Raw genomic sequence first — 17,000 nt, forward strand, 5'->3', positions numbered from 1 at the left:
GGGATGAACCCGGCAAGGCGTCCGCCGGAGACATCACCGATGCATCGCTTCCTGCCCATCCTGGCGGTCCTGGCCGGCTGCCTGGTCGCCGAACGTGCCGCGGCGCAGACAGGGCTCGCGCCGCAGGCCGCGCCCGCGCTCGGCGCACCGGGCTTCGACCAGTGGCGCATCGGCATCGGGTTCGGGCTGCTGGTGACGCCCGACTACCTCGGGTCGAATGACGTGACGGTGCGCCCGCTGGCCGCACCCGAGATCCGCGCGCCCTACGACACGGTCTTCCTGTCCTTTCGCGACGGGCTCGGCGCCACCGTGCTGCGGGAGGGCCCCTTCTCCGCCGGGCTGGTGCTGCGCCCGCGTTTCGGCCGCGACCAGGACGACAACAGCGCGCTGCGCGGCATGGGCGATATCCGCCTGTCCGGCGAAGGCGGCGGCTTCGTCTCATACTCCGACGGCACCTGGCTGGCGCGCGGCGAAGTCCGCTACGGCTTCGGCGGCTATTCAGGCGTGGTCGCCGATGCGCGCGTGGACCGCGTGTGGCGCGTGCACCCGCAGGTGATCCTGTCGGCCGGGCCGCGCCTGTCCTGGGGCGGGTCCGGCTTCGCCGAGACGTTCTTCGGCGTCGACGAGGACCAGTCGCAGCGCAGCGGCTACGCGCCCTTCCGGCCGAACGACTACTGGTATGCGGCGGTCGCCGGCGGCGCGACCTGGGCGATCGACCAGCGCTGGGCATTGATCATGTTCGGCGAGGTCGGGCGCATCATGGGCCAATCCGCGGACAGCCCGCTGATCGACCGCGGCAGCGCGACGCAGGGCGTGTTCGGCCTCACCATGGCCTACCGCTTCCTGCCCTGACACTCCGGGCTTCGCAGGTCCGGCGCCGCGGCGTAACCTACCCGGAAACCGTCCGGGAGAACGTCAATGATCGAACGCCGCAGCCTGCTTGCCGCCGTGCCGGCAGCCCTGTTCGCAACACCGCTCCGCGCACAGGAGGCCTGGCCCACGCGGCCGGTCACCATCCTGGTCCCCTTCGTCGCCGGCGGTCCGTCCGACATCGTCGGGCGCATCATCGCACAGCGCATGGCCTCCGCGATCGGCCAGCCGGTGGTGGCGGAAAACCGCCCCGGCGCGAATGGCGAGGTGGCGGGCCGCGCCGTCGCCCGCGCCGCGCCGGACGGGCACACGCTGCTGGTCGGATCGATCGGTGTCTTCGCCATCAACGCCGCCCTGCGGCCGAACCTCGGCTATGACCCGGTGCGCGACTTCGCACCGATCACGCTGGCGGTGACCACGCCGAACGTGCTCGTGGTCAATGCGCAGCGCGTGCCGGCCAACACGCTACCCGAACTGGTCGCCTGGCTGAAGGCGAATGCCGGGCGCACATCCTATTCCACCTCGGGCGTCGGCTCCTCCGACCACTTGACGATGGAACTGTTCAAGCAGCTGACAGGCACCGACCCCACCCATGTGCCCTATGGCGGCGGTGCCGCCGCGGCGACCGACCTGATTGCGGGCAACGTGCAGTTGTCGTTCCAGAACCTCGGCACCGTCGCGGGACACATCCAGGGCGGACGGCTGAAGGCGATCGCCGTCACCTCGCGCCAGCGCCACGCCATCCTTCCGGACGTCCCGACCGCCATCGAAGCCGGCCTGGCGGACTTCGAGGTGACCTCGTGGCAGGCGCTGATGGCACCCACCAACGTCCCGGCCCCCATCCTCTCGCGGCTCAACGCCGAAGCGACCGCCGCGCTGAAGCACCCCGAGAGCGTCCAGCGCCTCGAACAGATTGGCTTCACCGTGGTCGCCGGCAGCGCCGACTCCTACAGCGCCTTCCAACGCGCCGAAATCGACCGCTGGCGGCGCGTGGTGCAGGCAGCGAACATCCGGGCGGAATAGGCACGGGGGGCGGCTTGCGGGGAGGGCTTGACCCTCCCCCGCACCTCCACCCACCAAAGGCCCAAGGGCCTCTGGACACGTCGACGTGATCGGGCGGATCTGCGCGCGGCATGGCGGGGCGGTTCGGAGGGGCAGCCGCCCAGTCGTGCCGAACCAAAGTCGGCCTCGTGTGATCAGGTGCAGCGCTATATTGCAGTACTGCCTCGCTCGAGCGCAGAGCGCCGCAGTACACGTTCTCCTCCGGCCTGATGCCGGCCGCATGATCAACTCGCGCGCGCATGCGCTGCCACCATTCGATCGGGTCGGATGGCACGTCGGCCATCACGCCGCCTTGCCGGGCACCATCGTTCTGCAGCCGCTACGCTGCGGAGCGAATTGCCGGCGGATGGACGTATTGGATGATATCCGTCTCTTCATCCACGAAACCGACTCTCAATCTGATTTTTACGCCATCACGACCGCATCGTCATGCACGGGTTTGATTACTGGAATTGCCGCTTTGGACACACCACCGCGTCGTACTCATTGACCGACGCAATCGGGTCCCCTCGATGGGAAATTCCATCTGTCCGATCAGCCATTCACCGTGGCCACCCGGCCTTTCCAGTTGATCTGAAACGGATCACAGGAGCCTCCAGCCAATCTCCTGTTCTTGACAGCCCATCCCCTGTCCGGTCCATTTTCCTGAATCGAGTGGGACGCCTAAATTGACGCGCCTGGAGAGCCTTTTCGTACAACTTGAAGACCGCCTCCTCCTCGCGGCACAGCCTGTGGTTGCGATTGACGGCGACCTTCAGCCATTGATCGGTGAACAGGCGCAAATCACCGTCACCTTCGACAACCAACCCGATGGCAGTGCGGGTGGCGATGTCGGCTATGCGCCGTATGTCGACCTGATCCTGCCGCAGAACGGCGCGGATGGCGCCGGCGTCGGCAACAACCCGGTCAATGACGGCGTCAGCTTCGCATCGGCCAGCTATCTCGGCGTCTCGCTGAGCGCCACGGTCCTCGAATTCGATGCCGCCGGCCAGGCGGTCCATCCCTTCGCCCGCGACGGCTCCGGCAACCTGCGCGTCGTCAATGCCGCGGACTACGGTGCGGCCGCCGGCGACCAGCTCGTGGTCTTCGCGCTGCCCTACGGGTCCTTCGTGCCGGACCAGCCCGCCGCCGCCATCCAGGTCACGCTCAATGTCTCGAACCTGGCGGACCTCGATACGCCGCTACCCATCTCGGCGGTCGGCGGCTTTGCCTATGGTCGCGACGCGCTCAACAACCCGACCGCCGATCCCCCGGTGCTGGGCCAGCCGGTCACGGTGCAACTCACGCCCACGCTGCTGACGATCGACAAGACCTTCAACGGTCCGGAAGGCGAGACCGCGACCGGTCCCAGTTACCCGCGCAGCTACACGATCGACCTCGACATCGCGACAGGCCAGGTGGTCACCGGCGCGAGCCTGCTGGACACGCTGCCCGACGGCATCGTGGTCATCGGCACACCGACGATCACCGGCGCGCCTGGCTCGGCGGCCTACGACCCCATCACCCACACCGTCTCGGCATCGCTCAACGGTTCGGTGACCGGCGTCGCGGGGCCGGAAGCCACGCTGACCATCAACTTCTACGTGGCCGAGACGCTGGTGCCCGGCGCCGCCAACACCCCGGTGCTCGACCCGATCACCGGCGCGCCGCGCACGCTGGAGAACAACGTCAGCGCCGAGGTGGACTGGGACCCGATCGACCCGCGCGACGATCCGCGCACGATCATCGTGGACCCCGACGGGCCGGAGGAGGTGTTCACCGCCAAGAGCATCGCCACGCAGAAATCGCAGACGGTGGTCATCGATGCCAACGCCGCGGGCCTCGGCCCCGGCGACACGATCGAATACACGATCAACGTCCAGATTTCCGACTACTTCAACTTCCGCAACCTGGTCCTGTCCGACGTGATGTCCGACGGCCAGGTCTATGTCGCCAACACGGCGCGGATCGCGGTGCTCGAGGCCGGGTCCACGCTCGGCTCCGGCCTGTTCGCCGTGCCGAACTTCACCGCGGTGCGCGACAGCGGCACCGGCCGCACGGCCTTCACCTTCGACGTCTCGGACCAGTTGGTGGCAAATGGCGCGCTGGACGGCGTGCTGCAGGGCGGCGACGGCGGCCTTGGCCCCACGACGCTGCAGATCACCTACCGGGCCGAGGTCGAGCGCTACTTCCTGGTGCCGAAAGCCAATGGCGACCCGATCGCGGTCGGCCAGGGCGACTCGCTGTCGAACCAGGCCTCGGTCACCGGGGAGATCGTCAACGACCTCGGCGTCCCCACCGGCGGCGCGCCCAACGACGGCACGAGCAGTTCGGCGCAGATCGCCACCGGCAGCACCAGCAAGACGATCTACGCGCTGAACGGGCAGCTGGTCGGTCCCGGCCCGGTGCAGATCGCCGCCGGCGACCTCATCACCTTCCGCCTCACCTATTCCATGCCGCAGACCCTGACGCAGGAATTGCGGCTGACCGACTACCTGCCGCTGCCGGTCTTCGACGTCGACACATTCACGCTGTCGCTGCTGGATGAAGTCTCCCCTGCGGCGCCGGGCGAGGATGTCGCGAAATGGGGTCCGCTCGCCGTCGGGTTCAGCCAGGAACTGACCGAGATCCCCGAGGTCCTGGTCAATTCCGCGGCGAACAGCCTGACCTTCGTCTTCCGCAACCTCGAACCCGTGGTGCCGACCAGCACGACGGCCGACATCCTGTTCACCATCCGCGTCGCCGACCAGCCCTTCGGCGACGGCCTTCTGCTGACCAACCAGGTGCTGGCGGTCGAAACCAGCACGACCGGCACCACCAGCAGCAGCGAGGCGATCATCCAGGTCACGCTGACCGAGCCGGAACTGCGCATCACCAAGGGCGTGATCGCCACCGACAGCCCGCAGGGCATCCTCACGCCCGGCACGGTCGGGCCGGTCCCCTTCACCGCGCCGGGCAGCCCGGGCGTACGCTTCAGCGGCGTGATCGACAGCACGGACCTGGCTCTCACGCCGGTGGACAGCAACCTCGGCAACGTCGATGCCGGCGACCGGGTGTCCTTCGCCATCGTCGTCGAGAACATCGGCAGCGGCCGCAACGGCGCCTACGACATCGTCATCTCGGACAACCTGCCGCAGGGCTATCGCATCCCGACCTCGGGCTTGAATCTCCAGGTCACGGATGGCGCCGGCAATGCGCTGGCCTACGCCATCATCGGCGACGTCTTTACCGGCGGCATTCAGCTGATCGACCCCGCCGGCGGTGCGACGGGCGCGCTATCGCCCTTCTCGCCGACCAGCGGCACCAACATCGTCGTCATCACCTACGACCTCGAGCTCACCGAGACGCCGCAGCCGCGCAGCCAGCTGACGAACCTCGCGGAGATCGAGAACTACGCGGCCATCGAGGGCGGCATCGACCGCGTGCCGACCACGCAGGAACAGACCTTCGACATCGCCACCGTACAGGTGGGCGATCCGACCTTCGAGAAGACGATCGTCACGACCTCCCTGCCCGAGACCGGGCAGAATGCTGGCAACCCGGCCTTCCCCGACCTCAACATCGGCGAGACCGTGACCTTCGAACTGGTCGGCACGCTGCGGGAAGGTCGGATCGTGGGCCTGGCCTTCGAGGACCGGCTACCGACCTCGCCCGGCCGGCTGGACTTCGTCAGCGCCTCGGTCGTCTCGATCGGGTCCAGCCTGTTCGTGCGCAATCCCGACGGCACGCCCGGCGTCGCGCTTACGGCACCGGCCATCGACGTGAACGGCAACACCATCCGGCTGGTGTTCGCCGACGACATCGTCAACATGCCGGACAACGTCGTGAACGACGGTGACCGCATCGTCATCCGCGTGACCGCGATCGCGGCCGACGTGCCGCAGAACTCCGCGGGCACCGACCTGGTGAATACCGGCGCCCTGCAGTTCATCATCAGCAGCGGCGTGGTCGAGCTGACCGACACGGCGACGGCCGAGATCGTCGAGCCGGCCTTCACCCTGACCAAGAACGCCGACCGCGAGACGGTGGAGGGCGGCGACATCGTCACCTATACCGTGACGCTTGCCCCGACCGCATCGACCGCGGCGGGACCGGCCTTCGACCTGGTTTTCGTCGACCCGCTGCTGTTCGGCTCGCTGACCCTCGTGGCGGGCAGCGCGACGCTCGTCACCGGGCCGGCCGGCGGTGCCACCGTCACGGAAGTCGGCGGCACGGTGCGCGTGAACGCCTCGGTGATCCTGCCGAACGAGAGCATCACCTTCACCTATCGGGCCCGGGTCGAACCCACCGTCGAAGCGGGCACCTCGCTGCCCAACGTCGTGGTCTACAATGCCGACAGCTATCCCGGCGTGAACCCGGAGGGGGTCGAGCGGCAGTACGAGCTGAGTGCCACGGAGTCGGTGCGCGTCCCGGGGCCAGGCCTGGTCAAGACGGTGATCGCCGCGGATACCAGCCTGCCCGAGACCGGCAGCAACCGCTACGACACGTCGCGCGTCGACCTCGCGATCGGCGAGATCGTCACCTACCGCATCACCCTCACGCTGCCCGAGGCCGTCACCAACACCGTCACCTTCACCGACCTGCTGCCCGTCCTGGGCGGCCCGGCCGGGGCGAACGGGGTGTTCCAGTACCTGAACGCCGGCATCACGCGCGTGGGGGCGAACATCACCGGCCTGCCGCTGGTCGTCACGCCGGTGGTATCCGACCGCGACAACGACGGTGTCCTCGACACCGTCACCTTCTCGCTCGGCACCCTCACAAACACGCCTGATGACGATTCGGATGCCGACGACCAGATCGAGTTCTTCGTCACGGCCCGCGTCCGCGACGCCGCCGCGAATTTTGCCGGCAATGCGCCGATCAACCAGGCGACGGTCACCTACGAGGCCGACGGGATCACCGTAACCCAATCGGCCTCGGCCCGGGTCGACATCGTCGAACCCACCATCGTCATCGACAAGCTATCGAGCGATTCGTCCGGTGATGGCGGCGATGTCGTCTCCTACGTGGTCGGCATCGCCATCCAGGACCCGAATGCGGGGCCGGCCTATGACGTGGTGATCACCGACAACGTGCCGGTCGGCATCAATATCGACGCCGCGACCCTGGCCTTCGTGGGCGTTCCACCGATCGGCAGCACCATTGCCTATGACGCGACGACACGCGTCATCACCGTCACCGTGCCGGTGCTGCTGTTCGAGGACGCTCCCGTCATCTTCGGCTACAACACCGTCGTCGCGAACACCGTGCGCCCCGACGAGGTCCTGACGAATGTCGCCGAGGTGGTATACGACAGCCATCCTGGCGATGTGCCCACCGAGTTCCAGCGCGAATACTTGCCCGTGCGGGACAGCACGACCTTCACCGTCGATCGCCCCGTCATGTCGAAGCGTGTGATCGACACCGACATCCCGACGACCCAGTTCGACCAGCAGCAGCCGACGATCCAGGATGTCGCGATCGGCGAGACCGTGACGTACCTCGTCACGCTGCGCATGCCCGAGGTCACGACCAACATCGTGCTGACCGACCTGCCGCCGCGCCAGGATGGTTCGCCGGCGATCGCCGGCGACATGCGCTACGTGAGCAGCCGGGTCATCTCGATCGGCGGCAATCTCCAGCTTGGTGCCGGCGCGCCCAGCGTTGGCGATGCCGGCGTGGTCTTCGACCCAGACGGCGATGGCATCGTGAACACCATCACCTGGGATTTCGGGCTGATCACGAATATCGCCGACAATGTCGAGAGCGACCGCGACCTGATCGTCGTCGAGGTGGTACTGCGCGTCGCCGACCTTCCGTCGAACCAGGTCGGTGACCGGCTGATCAATGTCGCACAGGCGCAATACACCCGCGCCGACGGCAGCACGGCGCTGGTGACGCAGAACGAGACGGTCGAGATCGTCGGCCCCGAATTGCTGGTGGACAAGGCGGCCTCGGTCGCCACCGGCGATGCCGGCGACGTGGTGACCTACACGGTCACGGTCACGCATGACGATCCACGCTCCTCCTCCGATGCCTTCGCGCTGCTGCTGACCGACCTGCTGGCACCCGGGCTCAACCTGGTGGTCGGCAGCGTCACGGTGAACATTGCCGGCGGCGGGCCGGGCACGGTGTCGATCCTGTCCGGCAACACGGCGGGCGACAGCAGCGTGATCGTCGCCGTCAGCCAGCTGCGCGAGAGGCTGTTGCTGCCCGACGACGTGCTGACCGTCACCTATCAGGCCCGGCTGGCGGATTCGGTGCGGCACGGCGACGTGCTGACCAACACTGCCGATCTCGACTGGCAAAGCGCGCCCGCCGGCTTCGTCGAAGCGCGCACCGACAGCGCGACCGACACAGCATCGGTGCGCGTCGTGCTGCCCGCCACCATCGACAAGGTCGTCGTCGCCACCTCCCTGCCCGAGACCGATTCCAGCTTCTTCAACCCGGCGAATCCGGACCTCGCGATCGGCGAGGAAGTCACCTACGAGATCCGCATACGCCTCGGCGAAGGCACGCAGAGCGTCTTGGTGCAGGATGCGCTGCCGAGCGGGCTGCAGTTCATCTCCGGCAGCGTGGTGTCCATCGGTGCCAACATCACCGGCACCGCGATCGGCGTCGGTGCGGTGCCGGTCGTCGTGGGCGGCGCCATCACCTTCGACTTCGGCGACAGCGTGGTCGATGCCGGCAACAACACGGCCGATGACGGCGATGTCATCGTCATGCGCGTGGTGGCACGCGTGCTGCCGGGTGCGAGCGCCGGCGACGTACTGACCAATGCCGCGACCTTCACGACCGAGAGCGGCACGGTCACCGACACCGCGCCCATCGACGTGGTTGAACCCAACGTCACCATCACCAAGACCGCCTCGGTCCCCAGCGGCGATGCCGGTGACCTGGTGACCTTCACCGTGGTGATCGCGCAGGCCGGCGGCGCTAGCGGCCCGCTCTATGACCTCGCGGCCGAAGACATCCTGCCGGCCGGCTATGTCCTGGTCGCCGGCAGCGCGACTGCGACGCGCGGCACGGTGAGCGAAGTGGGCGGCACCACCGTGCGTGTCTCATTGGCCGGCGCCGCCCTGCTGCCGACCGACAATGCACAGACGCCGGGCGTCGACGAGACGCGGATCGTGCTGACCTACAGCGCGCGCCTCGTGGACGCCGTGCAGCCGGGCCAGGTGGTGACCAACACCGTCGCCTTCAGCGGCAGTTCGGCACCTGGCGGCGGGCCGACCACCGAGACCTATACCGGCCAGGACGATGCCAGCGTGACGGTCACCATGCCGGTGACCATCGACAAATCCATCATCGCGACATCGCTGCCCGAGACGCAGGGCGCCGATCTGGCGCAGGGCGAGACGGTCACCTACCGGCTGGTCGCCACGCTGTCGGAAGGCACGCAGACGCTGGTCATCCGCGATACGCTGCCGACCGGGTTGGTGCTGGTCTCGGCCTCGGTCACGGCGGTCGGCGCCGGGCTGCCGCCGTCGCTGCTGTCGGTCGGCAACAGTGGCACCGGCCAGGGCATACTGTTCGACTTCGGCACGGTGGTGAACACTGGCAACAACATCGCGGCCGACGGCACGGTGACGATCGAGGTACTGGCACGCGTGCAGGACAGCACGCCGATCGCCGCCGGCACGGTGCTGACCAATTCCGCGCAGGTCACCGTGACCTCGCCGACCAACCCGACCGCGCCGGGCGGCACGCAGACGGATACCGACACCGTGCCTGTCGAGATCGTGGCTCCCTCGGTCTCGATCGTGAAGGTCAACGACGTCCCGACCGGCACGGCGGTCGATGCCGGCGACCTCATCACCTACACGCTGACCGTCACCAACGCGGCCAGCGCGACCTCGCCGGCCTACGACATGGTGGTGTCAGACCCGCTGCCCGCCGGCCTGGTGTTTGTCGCGGGAACGGTGACGACCTCGCGCGGCAGCGTCACGCTGGGCAATGGCGCCGGCGATACCGGCTTCTCGGTCTCGGTGCCGGTGCTGCTGGCGGGCGAGACCGCCGTCATCACCTTCCAGGCACGCGTCGCCGTCACCGTCGCGCCCGACGCCACCGTGACCAACACCGCCGAAGCCGACTACGACACCGCCGGCGGCCCCGGCGGCCTGCCCGGCCAGGTCACCGACAGCAGCGACATCACGATCGCCCGGCCGACCATCACGAAGGTGGTCACCGCCACCAGCCTGCCACAGACCGGCGACGACCAGTTCACCGTCGGCATCCCCGACCTCGCGATCGGCGAGACGGTGACCTACACCATCACCGTCACCCTGCCCGAAGGCACCATGCCGGTGCGGCTGGTCGATTCGCTGCCGTCGGGCGTCTCCGGTCCCGGCACCATCGCCTGGGTGAGCAGCCAGATCCTGTCGATCGGTGCGGGCATGACCGGCGGGCCCGGCCTTGTGGTCGGCGCGCAGGGCGTGGTCAGCGACAGCGACGGCAATGGCGTGCTCGACCAGGTGCTGTGGGACCTCGGCACCATCGTGAATGCCGGGGACAATGGCGGCGGCGACACAATCGTCTTTCAGGTAGTCGGCCGCGTCATCGACCGGCCGGAGAACGCCGCCGGCGACCGGCTGACCAATACCGCGACGCTCGACTACGACGGCGCCGGCACCGCGCCCGTGCTGACCGCGACCGCAGATACCGAGACGGTCGAACCCGCCCTCGGCCCGCCGGTCAAGACCGCCGACATCGCCAGCGGCAATGCCGGCGACCTGGTGACCTACAGCGTCAGCATCCCGCGCCTGGGCAGCGCCAGTGCACCCGCCTTCGACGTGCTGATCGAGGACACCCTGCCGCCGGGTGTCATCCTGGTGCCGGGCAGCGCGACGCTGAACCTGGCCGCCGACCGCTATGTCATCGAAAGCGGCGCGACGCCGGGCGACACCGTGCTGCGCATCAGCATCGCCGAATACCTGCTGACCGACCCCGCCAGCCTGACGCTGACCTACCAGGCGCGCCTCGCCGACACGCTGCGCGACGGGGAGGTGGTGACCAACACCGTCGGCTTCACCTACGACAGCGCGCCGGGCGCAACCCCCGGCCAGCGCGTCTATGCCGAGCAGACCGACACCGCCTCCGTGACGGCGGATTTCGAGGTCGCGCTCGACAAGCAGATCGTCGCGACGTCGAACCCCGATACCGGCACGGGCGAATTCGACCCGACGCTGCAGGACGTGGCGATCGGCGAAACCATCACCTACCGCCTGGTGGTGACGCTGGGCGAAGGCACGCAGCGCCTCTCGGTCTCCGACCAGATGCCCGCAGGGCTGGAGGCGCTGAGCGCCACGGTGGTGTCGGTCGGCAGTTCGATCAGCGGCAACCTGCTGGGCGTGGGTGCCGCGGGCACCATCATCGGCGGCACCGTCACCTTCGACTTCGGCACCGCGGTGACCAATCGCGGCGACAATGCCGCCAATGCCGGCGACACCATCGTGATGGAGGTGGTCGCGCGCGTGCGCGACGTCGCCGGCAACATCGCCGGCACGACGCTGACCAACAACGCCACCGCGGCGTCCGACACCGGCACCGGCACCACCACCGCGCCGCCACAGACCGTCGAGGTCGTGGCCCCCGAGCTGACCATCGTGAAGTCGGTCGACCAATTGACCGGCGATGCCGGCGACATCTTCACCTACACCGTCACCGTCGACCACACCGCCGCGTCCAGCGCCGGCGCCTACGACGTGGTGATCGAGGACGTGCTCGACGCCGTCTTCGCCCCGCAATCCGTGACGTCCACGGCCGGCACGGCGGTCATCATCGGCAACACGATCCGCCTCACTCTGCCGAGCTTCCTGACCACCGACGCGCCGATCGTCGTGACCTACGTGGTCGCCTTCCGCGACACCATCGAACCCGGGCAGGTGGTCGGCAATACCGCGACGCTCGACTACGACAGCAATCCGGGCCCGGGCGGGCGGCCTGGCGAAGGCCAGACCTCCGCCCCCGACGTCACCGGCGTCTTCGCACTGGACCTGACGAAGCAGATCGTCGCGACCTCCCTGCCCGAGACCGGCACCGGCGCCTTCGATCCGTCCCTGACCGACCTGGCGGTGGGCGAGACCGTTACCTACCGCCTCACCGCGACGCTGTCGGAGGGCACCCAGACCCTGGTGATCGCCGATACACTGCCGGCCGGGCTTGGCCTGGTATCGGCCGCGGTCACCGCGGTCGGCGCGGGGCTCCCGCCCGCACTGCTGTCGGTCGTGAACACCGGCGTAGGCCAGGGCATCGTCTTCGACTTCGGCACGGTGGTGAACACCGGCAACAACATCGCCGGCGACGGCACGGTGACGATCGAGGTCGTCGCGCGTGTTCTCGACGTCGCGGGCAATACCGCCGGCACGGTGCTGACCAATGCCGCGACCGCGACCGTCACTGCGCCCACCGATCCGACCGCCCCCGGCGGCACGCTGACCGACAGCGCCGCGACCTCCGCCGAAGTGGTGGCGCCCGACGTCGTCATCACCAAGACCTCGACGCTCGCCAGCGGCGACGCGGCCGACGAGGTGACTTTCACCGTCATCGTCACCCAGCAGCAGGGCGCCACCGGACCGCTCTATGACCTGGTGCTGACCGACCCGATCCCGGCCGGCATGGCGATCGTCGCCGGCAGCGTGACCACCACACGCGGCACCATCACCAGTGGCAACACGACGGGCGACACCGCGCTGCGCATCGATGTCGGCGGCCTCGCGCTGGCCGCCGCCGACGATGCCGGCACGCCGGGCGTCGACGAGGCCAGCATCACGATCACCTACCGCGCACGGCTGACCGATGCCGTGCAGCCCGGCCAGGTCATCGTCAACACCGCGAGCTACACCGCACTGTCCGCGCCCGAAGCCGGCGCCGGCGGCGAGGCCCGCCCCTTCACGGGCAGCGACGATGCGGCGCTGACCGTCGCCATGCCGGTCGCGCTCGACAAGCAGATCGTCGCGACATCGCTGGCCGAAAGCGGTACCGACCAGTTCGATCCGACGCTGACCGACCTGGCGGTCGGCGAGACCGTGACCTACCGCCTGACCGCGACGCTGTCCGAAGGCACGCAGACGCTCCTCATCACCGACACGCTGCCGGATGGGCTGGAGGTGCTCTCGGCCCGCGTCGTCACGGTGGGTGCGGGCCTGCCGCCGGGCCTCGCCGGCACCACCGCCGTCATCGCCGGCCAGTCTGTCACCTTCGACTTCGGCACGGTGGTGAACACCGGCAACAACATCGCCGGCGATGGCATCCTGGCAGTGGAGATCATCGCCCGCGTGCGCGATGTCGCCGGCAATGTCGCCGGCACCACGCTGACCAATGCCGGCAGCGTCACCGTCACCTCGCCCGACAATCCCCAGGCGCCAGGCGGCACGGAACAGGCCACCGACACCACCACGGCCGAGGTGGTCGAGCCCGAGTTGCTGATCGACAAGACCGTGCCGCCGGGCTTCGCCGCACCTGGCGAGACGATCAGCTACACCGTCACCCTCTCCCACGCGCAAGGCTCCACCGCTGCGGCCTACGACATCGTGCTGGCGGACCTGTTAAGCGATCCTTACCTCGACCTCGTCGCCGGTTCGGTCGTGACCAGCGCGGGAACGGTGACGCTCGGCAATGGCGCGGGCGACACGACCATCCGCATCGACGTGCCGGTGCTGGCGCTGGGCGACGTGCTGACAGTCACCTTCACCGCCCGCGTCTCGGCCACCGCACCCGGCGGCGTAACGCTCGCCAATACCGTGGTCGCGGATTTCGACAGCGCCGGCGGCCCGGGCGGCCGGCCGGACGAAGTGACAGACGGCACCACCACGCCGGGCGTGCCCTCGCTGATCAAGGAGATCGTCGCGACCTCCAACCCCGATACCGGCAGCGACCAGTTCGACGCGACCGTGCCCGACCTCGCGATCGGCGAGACGCTGACCTATCGCCTGACCATCACCCTGCCGCAGGGCACCACCGAGAACCTGGTGCTGTCCGACCTACTGCCGGATGCGCTGCTGCCGCTCGCCGCGCGCGTCGTGTCGGTCGGCAGCGGGCTTGCTGCCGGCACGCCGACGGTGCTGGTGGCCGGCCAGGAGATTACCGTGACCTTCGGCACGGTCGTCAACGGCTCCGGCGCCGCGGTCGGTGCCGAGGACACCATCGTCATCGAGGTGGATGCGCGCGTCATCGACCTCGCCGGCATCAGCGCCGGCGCGTCGCTGGTCAATGCCGCACAGGCGGATTTCACCATCGACGGGCGCGACGGCACGCTCGACGTCACCGCCCCGGCCGAGCTGGTCGAACCCGAGCTCACGATCACAAAGGCGGTGGACGTGCTGACCGGCGATGCCGGCGATGTCTTCACCTATACCGTCACCATCGCCCATGCGGCCGAGTCCACCGCGGCGGCCTACGACCTGCTGGTGACGGACCTGCTCGATGCGCGATTCGTGCCGATCGACGTCACCAGCAGCGTCGGCACGGCCAGCATCGTCGGCAACGGCATCCGGCTCGAGATCCCGCGCCTGCTGACTACGGATGCGGCGGTCACGCTGACCTATCGCGTGCGCTTCGCGGATACGATCGAACCCGGTCAGGTGGTCGGCAATACCGCGTCGCTCGGGTGGGACAGCAATCCCGGGACGGGCGGGCGGCCCGATAGCGGCCAGGCCTCGGCACAGGATGTCACCGCGGTCTTCGACCTCGACCTGGTCAAGACCATCGTCGCGACCTCCCTGCCCGAGACCGACAGCGATCGCTTCGATCCACTGGCCCCTGACCTCGCGATCGGCGAGACGGTCACCTATGAGTTCGTGGTCACGCTGTCGGAAGGCACGCAGCGGCTGGTGATCTCCGACCTGATCCCGGAGGGGCTGATCCCGCTCGACGGCGAGGCGGTGGTCGTCTCGACCGGGGCGGGCATCAGCGCGGGTGCCGGCGGCACGCTGGCGCCGACCGCCGTCATCAACGGCCGCGCCGTCACCTTCGACTTTGGCACGCTGGTCAACACGGGCGACAACGTCACCGACGGCGCCGACCAGGTGGTGGTACGCATCACCGCCCGCGTGCTCGACCTGCCGATCAACACCAATGGCCGCCAGGTCGAGAATGCCGGCGAGGCGACCATCGCCGCGCCGACCGACCCGACCGCGCCGGGCGGCACCGTCGTCGCGAACGACAGCGCCGTGGCCGACATCGTCGTGCCACGCTATCTGCTCGACAAGGCAGTCGACCAGGTGGCGGGCGATGCCGGCGACGTCTTCACCTATACGCTGACGCTCTCGCCCGCGGCCGGCACGGATGCGCCGGCCTACAACCTTCTCATCGAGGACCCGCTGTCGCCCTTCCTGGTCGTCGTGCCCGGCAGCGTGACCACGAGCGTCGGCACCGCGACGCTGGTCGGCAACACCATCCGCATCGAGATCCCGGTGCTGCTGCCCGATGCCGCGCCAGTCATCATCACCTACCGCGCCGCATTCTCGGATGCGATCGAACCCGGCCAGGTCGTGCCGAACCTCGCGACGCTCGACTACGCGACCGCGCCCGACTTCGGGCGCGACCTGACCGACACCGCGGAAGCCTCGGTGCGCGGCGTCTTCGACCTGGACCTGACCAAGGAGATCGTCGCGACCTCCCTGCCCGAGACCGGCAGTTCCTATTTCGACCCGACGCTACCCGACCTCGCCGCCGGCGAGACCGTCACCTACCGCCTGACCGCGACGATCTCCGAGGGCACGCAGCGCCTGGTGATCACCGACACGCTGCCCGACGGCCTGGTGCCGGAACAGGTGCGCGTCGTCTCGCTCGGTGCGGGCATCGCCGCCGGCGCGCCGACCATCACCATCAACGGCGGGGTGGTCACGCTCGACTTCGGTATCGTGGTGAACACCGGCGACAATGTCGCGGGCGACCAGGTGGTGGTCGAGATCATCGCGCGCGCCAACGCCACGCCCGCCGCCGGGACGGTGCTGGTCAACGCCGCCGAGGCAACCGTCACCGCGCCGACCGACCCCAACGCCGCTGGCGGCACGCTGACCGCGACCGATACCACCGGCGCCGAGGCCGTCGCCGCCGTGCTGGTCTTCGACAAGCAGTCCGGCCCAGCCAATGTCGCGCTGGGCGAGACGGTGAACTACACGCTCACCCTCTCGCATGCGGGCAATTCCACGGCGCCGGCCTATGAGGTGGTGCTGTTCGACCCGCTGTCGGAAGCCTCGCTCTCGCTGATCGCCGGCAGCGTCACCACCAACTTCGGCACGGTGGTGATCGGCAATGGCGGCGGCGACACCACCGTGCGCGTCACCGTGCCGGTGCTGATGCCCGGCCAGGTGTTGACCGTGACCTTCCAGGTGCGCGCGGTCGGCGTGCCGATCCCCGACGGTGTCGCGATCAACACCGCGGAATTCGGCAGCACCTCCGCGCCCGGCGACGTGCCACCCGGCTTCACCCGGCCGCTGTCCGGGCAGGACAGTTCCTCGGTGGCGATCGCCTCGGGCGTGCCGCCGGAAGGCGGTGCGCTATTCGCCGACTACGAGGACGCCTTCCGCCGCATCAGCCGCAATGCCATCAACGCGCCCATCGTCCTGGCCGGCACCGCGCAGCCCGGCGCGGCCGTGGCCCTCGCGCTGCAGGATGCCACCGGTGCGCCGATCACCATCATCGGCCTCACCGCCGATGTCGGCGGGCATTGGGTGGCAAGCCCGATCCCGACCGGCGCGCCCGGCACGGCGGGTGTTGCCGCCAGCGAGGACATGGAACGGCTGGCGGGACGCGACAGCAGCGTCGCCGGATCCGCGGCCTTGCCCGCGGCGCCGCGCACGGTGCTGGCGCCGACGCCGAACACCGCGCCCTACAGCGTCTCCGCCACCGAGGCGCCGGCCGCCTTCGACACGCGCCCGGCCATGGATGGCGTGCGGACCACCTATGCCGGCACGCTCCAGCCCGGCGGCATCTTCATCGACTCACCCAGCAGCCCCGGGCTCGCGGCCACCGCACCGATTGCCGCCCAGGTGACCAGGGATCTCGCGGGCCTCTCCGCGCCTACCAGCCTTGCCTGGAACCGCTTCGCGCTCGACTTCGCCGCCGCTACCGCATCCTCTGGCGTGGCCGCCCGCTAGCCATGCCCC

4 protein-coding genes are annotated in these 17,000 nt (G+C 69.1%); all 4 read left to right on the plus strand.

The features are described 5' to 3' along the window. The first annotated feature begins 39 nt into the window (after positions 1–39). A complete protein-coding gene (locus MWM08_RS17620) occupies positions 40–852 on the plus strand; it encodes a MipA/OmpV family protein (protein ID WP_244407807.1) in 813 nt (270 codons plus the stop codon). Positions 853–918: 66 nt separating this feature from the next. Then, positions 919–1,893 (plus strand): Bug family tripartite tricarboxylate transporter substrate binding protein, encoded by a 975-nt coding sequence (locus MWM08_RS17625; RefSeq protein WP_244407808.1) that lies wholly within the window; start codon positions 919–921, stop codon positions 1,891–1,893. Positions 1,894–2,152: 259 nt separating this feature from the next. Further along, complete coding sequence (locus MWM08_RS17630) at positions 2,153–2,422, plus strand: hypothetical protein (RefSeq protein ID WP_244407809.1); 270 nt, start codon at positions 2,153–2,155, stop codon at positions 2,420–2,422. A gap of 271 nt (positions 2,423–2,693) precedes the next feature. Further along, positions 2,694–16,991 (plus strand): beta strand repeat-containing protein, encoded by a 14,298-nt coding sequence (locus MWM08_RS17635; RefSeq protein WP_244407810.1) that lies wholly within the window; start codon positions 2,694–2,696, stop codon positions 16,989–16,991. Positions 16,992–17,000: the final 9 nt, after the last annotated feature.

It is taken from the genome of Roseomonas fluvialis (assembly GCF_022846615.1).
GTDB classification, from domain to species: Bacteria; Pseudomonadota; Alphaproteobacteria; order Acetobacterales; family Acetobacteraceae; genus Neoroseomonas; species Neoroseomonas fluvialis.

Bases quoted from the DNA above. Each gene is read 5' to 3' on its own strand.
- MWM08_RS17625 (WP_244407808.1), top strand. From the start codon at position 919: ATGATCGAACGCCGCAGCCTGCTTGCCGCCGTGCCGGCAGCCCTGTTC.
- MWM08_RS17630 (WP_244407809.1), top strand. From the start codon at position 2,153: ATGATCAACTCGCGCGCGCATGCGCTGCCACCATTCGATCGGGTCGGA.
- MWM08_RS17620 (WP_244407807.1), top strand. From the start codon at position 40: ATGCATCGCTTCCTGCCCATCCTGGCGGTCCTGGCCGGCTGCCTGGTC.